The sequence below is a fragment of the Stenotrophomonas nematodicola genome (assembly GCF_009467805.1).
GTDB classification, from domain to species: domain Bacteria; phylum Pseudomonadota; class Gammaproteobacteria; order Xanthomonadales; family Xanthomonadaceae; genus Stenotrophomonas; species Stenotrophomonas nematodicola.
In genome coordinates, this window is the sequence record NZ_WIAY01000001.1 from 1,396,033 (window position 1) to 1,409,162 (window position 13,130).

General features: G+C 65.3%; 17 protein-coding genes and 1 pseudogene. 11 read left to right on the forward strand and 7 right to left on the reverse strand.

Features of this window, described 5'->3' with window-relative positions; genetic code table 11:
• Positions 1-12: 12 nt before the first annotated feature.
• From sufB to GDJ08_RS06495, 5 genes are read left to right on the forward strand one after another with little or no spacing between them, the layout of a single operon-like run.
• A complete protein-coding gene (gene sufB / locus GDJ08_RS06475; RefSeq protein WP_017356441.1) occupies positions 13-1,488 on the forward strand; it encodes a Fe-S cluster assembly protein SufB in 1,476 nt (491 codons plus the stop codon).
• Positions 1,485-1,892, forward strand: a complete 408-nt coding sequence (locus tag GDJ08_RS06480; protein WP_153164522.1) for a lysozyme inhibitor LprI family protein — start codon at positions 1,485-1,487, stop codon at positions 1,890-1,892. The genes sufB and GDJ08_RS06480 overlap by 4 nt, the downstream gene beginning before the upstream one ends.
• A gap of 46 nt (positions 1,893-1,938) precedes the next feature.
• A complete protein-coding gene (gene sufC / locus GDJ08_RS06485; protein WP_017356439.1) occupies positions 1,939-2,703 on the forward strand; it encodes a Fe-S cluster assembly ATPase SufC in 765 nt (254 codons plus the stop codon).
• Positions 2,703-3,965 (forward strand): Fe-S cluster assembly protein SufD, encoded by a 1,263-nt coding sequence (gene sufD / locus GDJ08_RS06490; protein WP_153164523.1) that lies wholly within the window; start codon positions 2,703-2,705, stop codon positions 3,963-3,965. The genes sufC and sufD overlap by 1 nt, the downstream gene beginning before the upstream one ends.
• Complete coding sequence (locus GDJ08_RS06495; protein ID WP_153164524.1) at positions 3,962-5,218, forward strand: cysteine desulfurase; 1,257 nt, start codon at positions 3,962-3,964, stop codon at positions 5,216-5,218. Before sufD ends, GDJ08_RS06495 begins: the two co-directional genes overlap by 4 nt.
• Before the next feature lie 98 nt (positions 5,219-5,316).
• On the opposite strand, the gene GDJ08_RS06500 is transcribed toward GDJ08_RS06495, so the two are convergent.
• The 4 genes from GDJ08_RS06500 to GDJ08_RS20000 all read right to left on the reverse strand — a co-directional run bounded on the left by GDJ08_RS06500 (position 5,317) and on the right by GDJ08_RS20000 (position 7,991).
• Positions 5,317-5,652, reverse strand: a complete 336-nt coding sequence (locus tag GDJ08_RS06500; RefSeq protein WP_136006572.1) for a hypothetical protein — start codon at positions 5,650-5,652, stop codon at positions 5,317-5,319.
• 377 nt (positions 5,653-6,029) lie between these two features.
• Positions 6,030-6,416, reverse strand: coding sequence for a hypothetical protein (locus tag GDJ08_RS06505; protein WP_229296453.1), 387 nt, complete (start codon positions 6,414-6,416; stop codon positions 6,030-6,032).
• A 120-nt stretch (positions 6,417-6,536) separates the two neighbouring features.
• Positions 6,537-6,905: a hypothetical protein gene (locus GDJ08_RS06510; protein ID WP_153164525.1), complete on the reverse strand. Its 369-nt coding sequence runs from the start codon at positions 6,903-6,905 to the stop codon at positions 6,537-6,539.
• An 864-nt stretch (positions 6,906-7,769) separates the two neighbouring features.
• Entirely contained in the window at positions 7,770-7,991 is a 222-nt protein-coding gene (locus tag GDJ08_RS20000) for a hypothetical protein (protein ID WP_165699741.1), read from the reverse strand.
• On the opposite strand from GDJ08_RS20000, the pseudogene GDJ08_RS20180 reads away from it, so the two are divergent.
• Positions 7,911-8,129: pseudogene (locus GDJ08_RS20180) on the forward strand (aminotransferase class V-fold PLP-dependent enzyme); the annotation flags it as partial. The gene GDJ08_RS20000 and the pseudogene GDJ08_RS20180 overlap by 81 nt on opposite strands.
• 97 nt (positions 8,130-8,226) lie before the next feature.
• On the opposite strand, the gene GDJ08_RS20005 reads toward GDJ08_RS20180, so the two are convergent.
• Positions 8,227-8,523 carry a hypothetical protein gene (locus tag GDJ08_RS20005; protein ID WP_165699742.1) on the reverse strand — a complete coding sequence of 99 codons (297 nt, stop codon included), beginning with the start codon at positions 8,521-8,523 and terminating at the stop codon, positions 8,227-8,229.
• Positions 8,524-8,527: 4 nt separating this feature from the next.
• Positions 8,528-8,734, reverse strand: a complete 207-nt coding sequence (locus tag GDJ08_RS06520) for a hypothetical protein (protein ID WP_037591384.1) — start codon at positions 8,732-8,734, stop codon at positions 8,528-8,530.
• A 445-nt stretch (positions 8,735-9,179) separates the two neighbouring features.
• On the opposite strand from GDJ08_RS06520, the gene GDJ08_RS06525 reads away from it, so the two are divergent.
• The 3 genes from GDJ08_RS06525 to GDJ08_RS06535 are packed head-to-tail and all read left to right on the forward strand — an operon-like array spanning position 9,180 to position 11,446.
• The gene (locus GDJ08_RS06525) at positions 9,180-9,701 is read left to right on the forward strand and encodes a TonB-dependent receptor domain-containing protein (RefSeq protein WP_136006568.1); all 522 of its coding nucleotides are present in this window, start codon (positions 9,180-9,182) and stop codon (positions 9,699-9,701) included.
• A gap of 13 nt (positions 9,702-9,714) precedes the next feature.
• Positions 9,715-10,311, forward strand: a complete 597-nt coding sequence (locus GDJ08_RS06530; protein WP_153164526.1) for a biliverdin-producing heme oxygenase — start codon at positions 9,715-9,717, stop codon at positions 10,309-10,311.
• A gap of 1 nt (position 10,312) precedes the next feature.
• Positions 10,313-11,446, forward strand: a complete 1,134-nt coding sequence (locus GDJ08_RS06535; RefSeq protein WP_229296454.1) for a TonB family protein — start codon at positions 10,313-10,315, stop codon at positions 11,444-11,446.
• Between the two features lie 45 nt (positions 11,447-11,491).
• Here the strand turns inward: GDJ08_RS06535 and GDJ08_RS06540 are convergent, their stop codons facing one another.
• Entirely contained in the window at positions 11,492-11,806 is a 315-nt protein-coding gene (locus GDJ08_RS06540; protein ID WP_153164527.1) for a hypothetical protein, read from the reverse strand.
• 277 nt (positions 11,807-12,083) lie between these two features.
• Between GDJ08_RS06540 and GDJ08_RS06545 the strand changes: the two genes are divergently transcribed.
• Together GDJ08_RS06545 and GDJ08_RS06550 are read left to right on the forward strand one after the other, a co-directional pair.
• Positions 12,084-12,620, forward strand: a complete 537-nt coding sequence (locus GDJ08_RS06545) for a GNAT family N-acetyltransferase (protein ID WP_136006561.1) — start codon at positions 12,084-12,086, stop codon at positions 12,618-12,620.
• Positions 12,617-12,949, forward strand: a complete 333-nt coding sequence (locus GDJ08_RS06550) for a non-heme iron oxygenase ferredoxin subunit (RefSeq protein ID WP_017357420.1) — start codon at positions 12,617-12,619, stop codon at positions 12,947-12,949. Before GDJ08_RS06545 ends, GDJ08_RS06550 begins: the two co-directional genes overlap by 4 nt.
• The last annotated feature ends 181 nt before the right edge of the window (positions 12,950-13,130 follow it).

Below are 13,130 nucleotides of genomic sequence, written 5' to 3' on the forward strand. Positions count from 1 at the left end.
CAGGCAGCCCCCATGGCCACCGATACCCTCGATACCGTCGCCGCCGGCGATACCCCCAACCGCGAGATCCACGAGCAGCTCGGCCGCAAGTACGCGGCGGGCTTCATCACGGAGATCGAATCGGACTCGCTGCCGCCAGGCCTGGACGAGGACACCATCCGTGCCCTGTCGGCCAAGAAGGACGAGCCGGAATGGATGACGCAGTGGCGCCTGGACGCCTACCGCCACTTCCTGACCATGCCGATGCCGGACTGGGCCAAGCTGCAGATCGCGGCGATCGACCTGCAGGCGCTGAGCTACTACTCCGCGCCGAAGGGCCCCAAGTACGCCTCGCTGGATGACGTGCCCAAGGAACTGCTGGATACCTACGACAAGCTGGGCGTGCCCCTGCACGAGCGCGCCAAGCTGGCCGGCGTCGCCGTGGACGCGGTGTTCGACTCGGTCTCGGTCGGCACCACCTTCCGCAAGGAGCTGGCCGAGAAGGGCGTGATCTTCTGCTCGATGTCCGAAGCCATCAAGGAGCACCCGGAACTGGTCAGGCAGTACCTTGGCAGCGTGGTGCCGGTGGGCGACAACTACTTCGCCGCGCTGAACTCGGCGGTGTTCTCCGACGGCAGCTTCGTGTTCATCCCCAAGGGCGTGCGCTGCCCGATGGAGCTGAGCACCTATTTCCGCATCAACGCCGGCCACACCGGCCAGTTCGAGCGCACCCTGATCATCTGCGAGGACAAGGCATACGTGTCCTACCTGGAAGGCTGCACCGCGCCGATGCGCGATGAGAACCAGCTGCACGCCGCGGTCGTCGAGCTGGTGGCGCTGGAAGACGCCGAGATCAAGTATTCCACGGTGCAGAACTGGTACCCGGGCGACGAGAACGGCGTGGGCGGCATCTACAACTTCGTCACCAAGCGTGCCGAATGCCGTGGCGCACGCAGCAAGGTCACCTGGACCCAGGTCGAAACCGGTTCGGCGATCACCTGGAAGTACCCGTCCTGCGTGCTGCTCGGCGACGACTCGGTGGGCGAGTTCCACTCGGTGGCGCTGACCCATCACCGCCAGCAGGCCGATACCGGCACCAAGATGATCCACATCGGCAAGCGCACCAAGAGCAAGATCGTCAGCAAGGGCATCAGCGCCGGCCGCGGCCAGAACACCTACCGGGGCCTGGTCAAGGTGGACCGCAATGCCGACGGCGCGCGCAACTACACCCAGTGCGACTCGCTGCTGATCGGCAAGAAGTGCGGTGCACACACCTTCCCGTACATCGAGGTCAAGAACCCGAGCGCGACGGTGGAGCACGAGGCGACCACCTCCAAGATTTCCGACGACCAGCTGTTCTATTGCCGCGCGCGCGGCATCGACCAGGAGAACGCGGTGTCGATGATCGTCGACGGCTTCTGCAAGCAGGTCTTCCGCGAGCTGCCGATGGAATTCGCGGTGGAAGCCAAGAAGCTGCTGGAAGTCAGCCTGGAAGGCTCGGTCGGATGAAGACCCTCCTCGCTCTCGTCCTGCTGCTGGGTGCCACGTGTCCGGCGTTCGCGCAGCGCGCCGACTGCAACCCGGGCGGCAACCAGATGGAACTCAATGCCTGCGCCGCGCAGGAGCTGCAGCGGGCCGACGCCGCGCTCAACGCCGTGTATCGCCAGGTGCTGGCCAAACACGCCGGTGAAGCGGTCGCGCTGGAGAAGATCAAAGCCGCCCAGCGGTTGTGGATCCAACTGCGCGACGCCGACCTGGAGGCGCGTTATCCGGTAGGCAAGGACCAGAACCCGCGCGTCCTGTACGGCTCGATGTACCCGATGCTGTATGCCGGCTACAAGGCCGCGCTGACCGAAACCCGCACCACCTACCTGCGCAACGAATTCCTGGAGCGCAGCGAATACGACCTCTGAGTCGCGCTGCACGCCCAAATCCCTATCTGACAAGACGACTATTGCAATGTTGAAGATCGACAACCTGCACGCCCGCATCGGCGACAAGGAAATCCTCAAGGGCCTGTCGCTGGACGTGAAGCCCGGCCAGGTGCACGCCATCATGGGCCCCAACGGCGCCGGCAAGTCCACCCTGGGCAACGTCCTGGCCGGCCGCGACGGCTATGAGGTCAGCGAAGGCAGCGTCCAGTTCGAGGGCGCCGACCTGCTCGAGCTGGCCCCCGAAGAACGGGCTGCCGCCGGCCTGTTCCTGGCCTTCCAGTACCCGGTGGAAATCCCCGGGGTGAACAACACCTACTTCCTGCGTGCCGCACTCAACGCGCAGCGCAAGGCACGTGGCCAGGAAGAACTGGATTCCATGCAGTTCCTCAAGCTGGTGCGGCAGAAGCTGGCCGTGCTGCACCTGAAGGACGAACTGCTGCACCGTGGCGTCAATGAAGGCTTCTCCGGTGGCGAGAAGAAACGCAACGAGATCTTCCAGCTGGCGGTGCTCGAGCCGAAGCTGGCCATCCTGGACGAAACCGACTCCGGCCTGGACATCGACGCGCTCAAGAGCGTGGCCGACGGCGTCAACGCACTGCGCTCGCCGGACCGCTCGTTCCTGGTCATCACCCACTACCAGCGCCTGCTGGACTACATCAAGCCGGACGTGGTGCACGTGCTGGCCGACGGGAAGATCGTGCAGAGCGGCGGCCCGGAACTGGCGCTGGAACTGGAAGCCCACGGCTACCACTTCCTGAAGGACCGCGTGGTGCCGGAGGCAGCGGTCTGATGAGCGCACTGCTCGATTCCCTCGCCAGTGGCTTCTGCGGCAGCGACGCCCGTCGCGCCGAGCTGGATGCCGCGCTGCAGGCCGGCCTGCCGGGTCCGCGCACCGAAGCCTGGAAGTACACCTCGCTGCGCCAGCTGGAACGCCGCAGCTTCCGCCCGGCGCCGCTGGCCGCCGCCGAGGTCGACCCCGCGCTGCTGGCCGACGTGCCGTCGCCGCGCCTGGTGTTCGTCAATGGCCGCCCCTCCGCGGCGCTGAGCGAGCTGGGCGACCTGCCGGCCGGCGTGCAGCTGCAGACCCTGTCCGCGGCCCTGGCCGGCGGCGAAGACGCGCTGCGCTTCCTCGGCCGCCGTTTCGAGCGCAGCGACGAGATCTTCGCCCGCCTCAACGCCGCCCTCGCCGATGAAGGCGTGCTGGTGCGAGTGGACGACAAGGCGCAGATCGACCTGCCGCTGCAGCTGGTGTTCGTCAGCGTGGCCGGCAGCGCCGACCTGGCCTGGCACCACCGCCACCTGATCGAACTGCGCGCCGGCGCCTCGCTCGGCGTGATCGAGCACCACCTGCATGTGGGCGATGTCGCCCACCTGGGCAACACGCTGGTGCATGTGCACCTGGCGCAGGACAGTGTGCTGGCCCACGCCCGCGTGCAGGCCGATGGCGTGCGCGCCACCGCGCTGCTGCGCACCGACGCCGTGCTGGCCCGCAACGCCCAATACCGCCGCATCGACCTGGAGCTGGGCGCGGCACTGAGCCGCCACGAGCTCAACGTGCGCCTGGAAGGCGACAACGCCCAGCTGACCGCCAACGGCGTGCTGCTCGGCAATGGCCGCCGCCATGTCGATACCCGCCTGGGCATCGACCACATCGCACGTGATACCGCCTCGGAAATGCTGTGGCGCGGCGTGGCCGCCAACCGCAGCCGCGTGGTCTTCCACGGCGGCATCCACATCCGCGAAGGCGCCGATGGCACCGACGCCAACCTGTCCAACAAGAACCTGCTGCTCTCGGCCGATGCCGAGATCGATACCCAGCCCACGCTGGTGATCGACGCCGACGAGGTGAAGGCCGCGCACGGTGCCACCGTGGGCCAGCTCGACGCCAATGCGCTGTTCTACCTGCGCTCGCGCGGCCTGCCCGCCGACCAGGCGCAGCAGCTGCTCAGCGCGGCGTTCTGCCACGAACCGCTCAAGGTGCTCGACGCGCGCCTGACCGGGCAGCTCGCCCGCCACCTCGACCGCGCCCTGGCACAGGCGGGCGTGGCATGAACCTGTCCACGCCGCGCCCGGTCGTGCCCACCGGCAGCGCCCCCGACTGGGCGCGCGTGCGCCTGGACTTCCCGCTGCTGATGCGCGAAGTGCACGGCAAGCCGCTGGTGTACTTCGACAACGCCAACACCGGCCAGAAGCCGGTGCAGGTGATCGGCGCGGTGGACGAGTTCTACCGCCGCTACAACGCCAACGTCAGCCGTGCCGTGCACGCGCTGGGTACCGAAGCCACCGACGCCTACGAGGGCGCGCGTGCGAAGCTGGCACGCTTCCTCAACGTGCGCGCCAGCGAGCTGGTGCTGTGCAGCGGCACCACCTTCGCGCTCAACCTGGTGGCCTACTCGTGGGCGCTGCCGCGCCTGAAGGCCGGCGACGTCATCCTGGTCTCGCGCATGGAGCACCACGCCAACATCGTGCCGTGGCAGCTGGTCGCCCAGCGCACCGGCGCGACCATCCGCGTTGCCGAGATCACCCCGGAAGGCGCGCTCGACCTGGACGCCCTGCGCAAGGCCATGACCCCCGAGGTCAAGCTGCTTGCTGTCACCCACGTCTCCAACGTGCTGGGCACGGTAAATCCGGTCCGCGAGATCTGCCGGGAAGCGCGCAAGCGCGGCATCGTCACCGTGGTGGACGGCTCGCAGGCCGTGCCGCACCGCAAGGTCGACATCGCCGCGATCGGCTGCGACTTCTACGCCATCACCGGCCACAAGATGTGCGGCCCCACCGGCACCGGCGCCCTGTGGGCCCGACGCGAGCACCTCGATGCCATGCCCCCGTTCCTGGGTGGCGGCGAGATGATCAAGGAAGTCAGCTTCGAGGGCACCGTGTTCAACGACGCCCCGCACAAGTTCGAGGCCGGCACCCCCAACATCGCCGGCTTCATCGGCCTGGGTGTGGCGGTGGACTACCTGGAAACGCTCGGCCTGGAGCACGTGGAAGCGCGCGAGGCCGACCTGCTGGCGCACTTCACTGAAGAGCTGAACAAGATCGACGGCCTGCGCATTTTCGGCACCACGCCGGACAAGGCAGCGGTGGTGTCCTTCCTGATCGATGGCGCCCATTCGCACGATCTGGCCACCCTGCTCGACCTGGAAGGGGTCGCTGTGCGCTCCGGCCAGCACTGCGCGCACCCGCTGCTGCAGTACTACGGCGTGGCGGCCACGTGCCGTGCTTCGCTCGCGTTCTACAACACGCATGATGAAATCGAGCGCTTCATTGCGGCGTTGAACAAGGTGCGCAAGTTGCTGGGGTGATGCGTCGGTGAGTACTGGGCGCCAGAGAAAACGCTGCGGGAGATCGCGGCGTTTTTTTTGCCATTGCCTCTGCACCGTGGCCAGCCCGCGCCGGCATGTCACCGTTCAATAGTGACGCTCTCGAGGACACCCATCCGGCCTGAATCAACCGGATCTGCGTGAGCGTTGCGGACACCCGCCTGATTCCAATGAAAGACACCGGTTGCCCGGACATACATCGCGTTGTCAGGCGCAGCCTTGAAGGACACCGCTCCCATGCCCGGACTCGTTCCTCGATAGATCACCAGTGAACTGGACGAGTCCCGCATGTCCAGCGCCTCACGCGTAGGAAAGACAAGAACGGCGTCGTTGACCTCATCCACCCATACGCCCACCGATATCTTCATTCCGTCGAATCGATCCGGTGCAGCAAGCACGCTGGTCAGGCTGGTCATGCAGGTCGGCGAGCCATCGCCATTCCCCTGCATCCTGCATGCCGCAGGCACCTGACTGCCCTCCCCGCCCGCCGGTAGATACCCGCATCCGGGAAGTGCGACGAGACCTGCGGCGAGCAGGAACAGGCGTAGGCAGGGCGTCATCACGGGGTCGGCATCCTCAATCCTGGCAACCTGCCAGCGGGAAGCAATCCCGCTGATGAGGAAATCGCCGGGTAAATCTGAAAAACGTGATCAGGTAGAAAAAAACAGAAACAAACGCCACTAGAAAAACGATATTGATCATCATGGTAGTTCCCCGGGTGCAACCCGCAACGTCACACATCCCGACACTCGCTGCCGCCCGCGCCTCCTTCGCGCGTGACGACGCCAGCACGCTACAACCGCAGCATCGTGACGATTCCATACACAATCAGAACTGCGTATGTAGCCACAACGCCTCTCAGCACCCACCGCGTTCTGGCAGGGACGCTCAGCCCCTGCTGCGTCATTGCGAGCGCGAACACGCCACGCAGGCACGCAAACCACCAATCCACGTTCTGAATACCAACCCTGCGTAACACGTTCGGGTGTGACTTATCCATCCTCACAAGAAGGACGTGCGCGGCAATACCGTTAACCCACGCGGCCAGCCCCACGATCACGAGCATCATGGATAGCACCCCATCAACCCCATTCATTCCCAGCCCCCTGTCAAATCCACGATTCTTACCGGCACCATAGAACATGAGCCCCAGATGGGGGACCCGCCAGATGAACAGCATAAACACTCCCCAGTCCACACGGCCGGATCTGCTGCGCACCACACTGATCGTCGCCGTCACCACCGCGAAGAAGTGCTGCAGCGCTGGCCGCATTACTACCAGGGTGGCGGACGCGGCTGCTCAGAAGGGCTGGGTTCCACGCGCCGACAGGCACAGGCGCTTGGCCGTGTGCGCGACCGTCCGCGCGCACGTTGTCATGTCGACGCCACAGCTGTCCGCCTCCAGAAACCTGTCATCGGACCCGACAATTGCGAAGTAGACCCGCTGTCTGGTGGGCTCGATGGTGCCTGCGCCAGCAACACGGACCACGTCTACTATCCGCACGCTGCAATCCAATGGTGCGGCAGTGGAGCGCAGCACGTCTGCCACCGACATCGCATAGTCAATCGCCAGCGGGTTACCCGGCTGTTGATTGATCACATTGACATCTGCGGCCCGCTCCGGTGTGCAGGCGCTTGCGAAGATCGTGCAGAAGCCCAGGCTGCCCACGCACCCAGTCAACGCACCCACCCGGGACAGGATACCGGCTGATTCGCCAGACCCACCCAACTTGGCAACCCTTGGAAACCTGCGCATCGTAGCTACCTGCTCCGGAACGTGACCGATCGACTCCACCCGTGCGCCCCTCGAACCGAGGTTTCCCTGCAGGGCCCTTCCAGTACGCACAACCCAGCTACTCCTGCGGATTCTTACAGGCGGAACGGGCGAGATCGGCTGCCTTGGCTACGCAATCTCCAACACCATCGGAGCATGTCTCAGCGGCTACGAACCGGTTCTGGCCATCAGCCACCACGTAGTAGAACCTATCCCCCGTCTTCCCGTCAGCCGAGCGCTCGATCTGAGATGCAATCAGATTCACCTTGATTCCAGGACCCCCCACCCGGCCGTCTGATTCCAGACGACGGAGAAGCTCCACCTCAAACTTCTGCGCGCTGCCACTATGCGGCTGATGATTCAGCACATCAAAATCGCACGCCGGCCTGCTTACGCACCCCGACGTTCCGCAGATGATCGCCAACAGCACCGCACTCCGAGTCAGGCTGACGTCCACACTGGTCTCCATAGGCAAAAAGCCACGTGGACGTATCCGAGAACTGCCGATCAAGCCGCTTGGCATCAAGCCTCCCTTCGATGCTATGGAATCCCTTGAAGTCTCTCAGGTCAAGTTTCGAAGTGCCTTCATTTGACCCGCCTCGGTCCGACATGAAATGTGCGTTGGTGAACCCATCCTTCGGTACGGGCGTTCTAGCCCCAGGCACGCAAACCACCCATCCACTTTTTAATACCAACCCTGCATAGCGTATTCGGGTTTGACTTTCCACGACTCCTACCAACGACCATCCAGGGTGAACGCTATTCGCCGGATGCCGCCCCTTGGCTGGCGGGCTTGAGCATAAAGCGCGCGGCAACAACTCCAACATAGAACGTGATCCCCAGATAGGGGACCAACCAGATGAACAGCAGGAACATTCCCCAGTCGACAAGCCGGGAGATGCCATGCCGCCGTTCCTGGGCGGCGGCGAGATGATCAAGGAGGTCGGCGTCGAGGGCACCGTGTTCAACGATGCCCCACATATGTTCGAGGCCGGCATCCCCACATCGCCGGCTTCATCGGCCTGGGCGTGGCGGTGGACTACCTGGGGACCCTCAGCCTGAAGCACGTGGAAACACGCGAGGCCGCCCTGCTGGCGCACTTCACCGAAGAGCTGAGCAAGTGTCCGTCAGTTCGTCGGTCCGGCGCGCAACGCTACCGGTGTGGCGTCGTGGTGGACGCCTCCCGGTTGCGATGCCGCGCCGGCATTTTAATGACTCACCCGGTCATGAACGCCACGCCGGTAAAAGCAACTACCGCAATCGCCAACAGCACGCGTATTGCAACCATCTCGCCGCGAACTTGACGCAGAGCGTGTAACGGCACCCGCTTTTCCAACCCCAACACCACCGTCAAGTACGTTGCCTGACCATGCAGGCCCAGGGATTCTGGACAGCCCAGACGCTTCCATAGCTCTGGATATAGTCGCGGAAAGCGCCCAGTAAACCTAAAGAATGTGACCAAGCACAAGAAAACCGATACAAATACCACTATAAAGAATATATTAATTGTCACGGCATCACTCCTGGTGTACCGCGATGTCGGTGGCACTGAAGCTCAATGTGCCGTCGTAGAGATTCACCTTCTCGCCGAATATCTCACCTTTGTGCGACTCAACAAGATCGCCGTACTTCAAACGCTTGTCATACTCCTCGCGCCATGTGGGCACGATCTGGGCGTACGTCGTCAACGGCAGAAGCACCCATGCGATAGCAAGCAGATACACCACCGCGCTCCGGGATCTACTAATGCATACACATTCGGTTGCACTTACTTGCATTACGCCATCTCCATTCATCGATACCGACCTGCACGCGCTGCAGAGCGTGAGCGCACTACTCCAGCCCGCCGTAAGGCAGGGGCGATAGTCCATTCCAAGATGCGCCGCTTCTTTTTCCCCGAAGCGCCGACACATTTTTGAAGACCGTTTTTATGAATCAGCGGGGGCCTATCGTCAATAACCAATTGGCTATCGAAAACTGATACTCGAACCCACATCGGCTATCGTTATATTCACCTGCATTTCAATGAGGCTTTTTCCTACGCACTGATGCTGCAGCGCAATCAGGCGACGCGCTTGCACGGTCCCCGTTGTGCCCCCTTGCCCCCGCCCTCCCGGCCCGCCCCCAATCATGCAATAATGCGAACACTTCTCATTTGCATAGATCGCAATGGCGTCCCCGGTCGTCTCCCCCGATGCGCTCGCCTCGCTGTTCCGTGAGCATCACCGCTGGCTGCTGGCGCGGCTGAGCCGCCAGATGCGCTGCCGCTGGGACGCCGACTACACCTACACCAACTTCTGCCACAGCGGCCGCGCGTATCCCACCCGGACCGAGGCGTGCCACGCCGGCGGTGTCAACGACAGCTACGCCAGCAACCACATCCCGCCGCGCGCGGCCGGCGCGCTGACGTTGGGCACCCACCTGTTCGAGCAGCGCCTCACCGCCGGCACGCGGGTCAGCTACACCGGCCACCGGCCGATGCGCGAGGCCGGTGCCAGCCTGATCCCGGTGGTGGACTGGGGCTCGTACGTGCTGGTGGACGTATTCGCCAACTACCGCCTCAACGACCACGTCGCCGTCGACCTCACCGTCGACAACCTCACCGACCGCTACTACATGGACGCCATGACGCTGGGCCTGATGGCCTCGCCGGGGCGCACGGTGCGGTTGGGCTTCACCGTGAACTTCTAAGGAGCGCCCGCCCATGTCCACGACATCCCCTGCTGCCGCCGCCCCGACCCGCAGTCAGCGGCTGAAGGCAGCCACCCACGCCACTCACGACCGGCTCGACCAGCGCATCATGCGCGGCGACCCGTTTGCCTCCATCGACACCTACCGCCGCTTTCTGCGCGTGCAGTACCGCTTCCACCGCGACATCGCCGCGCTGTACGCGGTGCCGGCGCTGCACGCGCTGGTGGAGGATCTGGCCGAACGCCAGCGTCTGCAGGATCTGGCGGCCGACCTGGCCGACCTCGGCGAGCCCGTGCCGGCCGATGACGGCCGCGCACTGCCGGCCGACGTCGATCTGGCCACAGCGCTGGGATGGCTGTACGTCGCCGAGGGCTCCAACCTCGGCGCGGCGATCCTGTTCAAACTGGCCGCACGCATCGGCCTGGATGAGACCCGCGGGGCGCGTCACCTCGCCGGACACCCGGAAGGGCGCGCCCGGCACTGGCGCCAGTTCACCGCGGCGCTGGACGGCGCCGCGCTGGACCCGGCCCAGGAGCAGCGGATGATCGACGGTGCCACCCAGGCATTCGTGCGCGTGCATGGCTATGTCGAACAGGCGTTCGCGGCCTGAGATGGACGCCACCCAGCCCACCCTCGCCGTCCCGGCCGTCCGCCCACGTCACCGCGTGGTGCGTGCCGGTTACCTGCTGCTCGGGCTGCTGATGGTGGGCCTGGGCATCATCGGGGCGCTGCTGCCGGTGATGCCCACGACCATTTTCATGATCCTGGCGGCGGCCTGCTTCGGCAGATCCTCGCCCCGTTTCGAACGCTGGCTGCTGCAGCACCCCCGCTTCGGCCCGCCGCTGGTGCTGTGGCGCGAGCAGGGGGCGATGTCGCGCCGTGCCAAGGCATTCGCCTGCGGTGGCATGGCCGTCGGCTTCGCCGCGTTCTGGATCGCCGCCCATCCCTCGTTCGTGCTGTGGATCGCCGTGGCGATCGGCATGGGCGGCTGCGCGCTGTACCTGCTGTGCCGCCCGGTTCCGCGCGGCACCCCGCCCAGCCGCCTGCTGCAGATTGCCGAACGCCATGCGCATGGCCTGGCGGCCGTACTGACCGTGCTCGCCCACGTCACCGTCTTTGCCCTGCTGCTGTGGACCCGCGTGCCGACCGCGCCGGACCTGCCACCGCCGCCCGCCGAGCGCACCCAGCTGGTGCTGTTGCCGCCCCGTGCGCCGGAAGTGCCACTGGAGGAGATCGTCGCACCGACCCCGAGCACGGCCGCGTCGGTGCAGCAGCAGAAACCCGAGCCGCCGCGCCCGCTGCCGGACACCCCGCCGCGCGCCGCAGCGAACTGGGTGATTCCGCCGCCGACGCCGCCACTGCCCACGGTCGAATCGCCCGCGCCGCGGCAGCAGGACGCGTCGGTGGCCGCGGCACCGCTCACGCCGCCGCTGCCACCCGGCCCCAGTGAAGCCACGCCTGGCCGCGACAGCTGGGAAGGCCGCGTCATGGCGCGGCTGGAGCGCTTCCGCCGCTACCCCAATGCAGCGCGCGCGCGGCGCCAGGAAGGCATCGTGCAGGTCCGCGTGAGCCTGGCCCGCAACGGCACCCTGCTGGCGCTGTCGCTGGAACAGTCGTCCGGCTTCCCGCTGCTCGACCAGGCCGCACTGGAAACCTTCCGCCGCGCCGCGCCCCTGCCGGCCGTGCCCGACGAACGCCCGGCGCCGGTGGAACTGTCGTTCCCGGTGGAGTTTTTCATGCGCTGACAAGCGCGGCGGCCACACTGCAGCCGCGGGAACGGCTGCGGCGTTTCATTGCTTGCCTTCGAAGCGTTTGCGCTTGCGACTACGATTGCGACTGCGGTTACGCCTACGGCGCTCTATCTTTGGACTGCGCCGGGATGCCAGAAGAGAAATGATGCACAGCGCGACACCCACCACAGTCCATTGCATGCCGATGATCAGATGCGCGCGGGGCTCTCCAAAATAGATCACCAGTGCATAATCAATTCCGCATTTCGCGCGACATGGGATCGGCCCTTGAGCCAAGCCATGCATTACCGCGCCGCCATACGCGATAATGATCAAACCAATTGACAACCCAAATCCGCGCGCCCAGGCGCTCATCCCCGACCTCTCCACCGCTTTGTTTGGCCCCCCGTATTTCCCGGCTTGATCGAGCGCAGGAAGCTCTCCAGCCAGCGCGTCCCCGCCCCCATCTCGCCCCCTCTGCGCATCATTGCACGTCAGTGACGTTTCCCGGCCACTGCAGGCGGACATTCAATCAACCTTGATCTATTCATCGAGCAGCCACGTTCCGTTGCATTTGGCATCGTTGCATGGACGAATCCCCAAACAGGGCGGGAGCGTTTCCAGCCCGCCCCGGCCCGCCTAGAATGTGCCCATGACCACCCTCACCTTCCGTGCGGCCACGCTGGCCGACATCCCCGCCCTTGTTGCCCTTGTCACCGCTGCCTACCGGGGTGATGCCAGCCGGGCCGGCTGGACCACCGAGGCGGACATGCTCGATGGCGCCCGCATCGACCCGCAGGGTCTGCAGGCCGATATCGAACGTCCGCGCAGCACCATCCTGCTGGCCGAACGCGAGGGCCGTCTGCTGGCCTGCGCGCATGTGGCCGACGACCAGGGCAAGGGCTACTTCGGCATGTTCGCGGTTGAGCCGACCCTGCAGGGCGGCGGCGTGGGCAAGCAGGTGATGGACGCCGCCGAAGCCCATGCGGCTGCGGCGTGGCAGCTGGAGGTGATGCAGATGACGGTGATCGACATCCGCGACGAGCTGATCGCCTTCTATGAGCGCCGCGGCTACCGCCGCACCGGGATCAAGAAGCCGTTCCCCTACGGTGACGAGCGCTTCGGCATCCCCAAGCGCGATGACCTGCAGTTCGAGATCCTTGAAAAGCCGCTGGTGGCCCAGGCATGAGCGACACCTGGACCTTCGTCTGCGCCAGCGCCGAGCTGCTTCCCGGTGAGATGAAGAGCACCTTCGACGAGGTGACCGGCACGCCGATCGTGGTGTTCAACCTGGACGGCGAGCTGTATGCGCTGGAAGACCAGTGCACGCATGACGAGTTCGAGCTGTCCTCGGGCACCTTCGACACCGCCGAGGGCAGCATCGAGTGCGTACTGCACGGCGCGCGCTTCGACATCCGCGACGGCCGCGCCCTGTGTGCGCCGGCCTACTCGCCGGTGTCCCGGTTCCCGGTGAAGCGCGAGCACGACGCCGTCTGGACCCGCGACGACCGCGACTGACCGGTTTCGACGCCTGAATGGCGGGTCTTTGATAACGCGAATTGTTGCTATTAACATAGGCATTGCGGCGCTTTGGCCGCTCCTGCCTGGTCCTTCGTGCTTCGTCGCCGCCGCCGCCGCCGCTTCGGTATCGCCGCCCTGTGGGCCACGCTCTGCGTGGTGCTGCTGGGGCCTGGCGTGG

Excerpts from the sequence above, each read along its gene's own strand:
- sufB (WP_017356441.1), top strand. The coding sequence starts at position 13 with ATGGCCACCGATACCCTCGATACCGTCGCCGCCGGCGATACCCCCAAC.
- GDJ08_RS06505 (WP_229296453.1), bottom strand. The coding sequence starts at position 6,416 with ATGCTGTTCATCTGGCGGGTCCCCCATCTGGGGCTCATGTTCTATGGT.
- GDJ08_RS06480 (WP_153164522.1), top strand. The coding sequence starts at position 1,485 with ATGAAGACCCTCCTCGCTCTCGTCCTGCTGCTGGGTGCCACGTGTCCG.
- GDJ08_RS06535 (WP_229296454.1), top strand. The coding sequence starts at position 10,313 with ATGGACGCCACCCAGCCCACCCTCGCCGTCCCGGCCGTCCGCCCACGT.
- GDJ08_RS06540 (WP_153164527.1), bottom strand. The coding sequence starts at position 11,806 with ATGAGCGCCTGGGCGCGCGGATTTGGGTTGTCAATTGGTTTGATCATT.
- GDJ08_RS06550 (WP_017357420.1), top strand. The coding sequence starts at position 12,617 with ATGAGCGACACCTGGACCTTCGTCTGCGCCAGCGCCGAGCTGCTTCCC.
- GDJ08_RS20000 (WP_165699741.1), bottom strand. The coding sequence starts at position 7,991 with ATGTGGGGCATCGTTGAACACGGTGCCCTCGACGCCGACCTCCTTGAT.
- sufC (WP_017356439.1), top strand. The coding sequence starts at position 1,939 with ATGTTGAAGATCGACAACCTGCACGCCCGCATCGGCGACAAGGAAATC.
- GDJ08_RS06545 (WP_136006561.1), top strand. The coding sequence starts at position 12,084 with ATGACCACCCTCACCTTCCGTGCGGCCACGCTGGCCGACATCCCCGCC.
- GDJ08_RS06525 (WP_136006568.1), top strand. The coding sequence starts at position 9,180 with ATGGCGTCCCCGGTCGTCTCCCCCGATGCGCTCGCCTCGCTGTTCCGT.
- GDJ08_RS06495 (WP_153164524.1), top strand. The coding sequence starts at position 3,962 with ATGAACCTGTCCACGCCGCGCCCGGTCGTGCCCACCGGCAGCGCCCCC.
- GDJ08_RS06530 (WP_153164526.1), top strand. The coding sequence starts at position 9,715 with ATGTCCACGACATCCCCTGCTGCCGCCGCCCCGACCCGCAGTCAGCGG.
- sufD (WP_153164523.1), top strand. The coding sequence starts at position 2,703 with ATGAGCGCACTGCTCGATTCCCTCGCCAGTGGCTTCTGCGGCAGCGAC.
- GDJ08_RS06500 (WP_136006572.1), bottom strand. The coding sequence starts at position 5,652 with ATGACCAGCCTGACCAGCGTGCTTGCTGCACCGGATCGATTCGACGGA.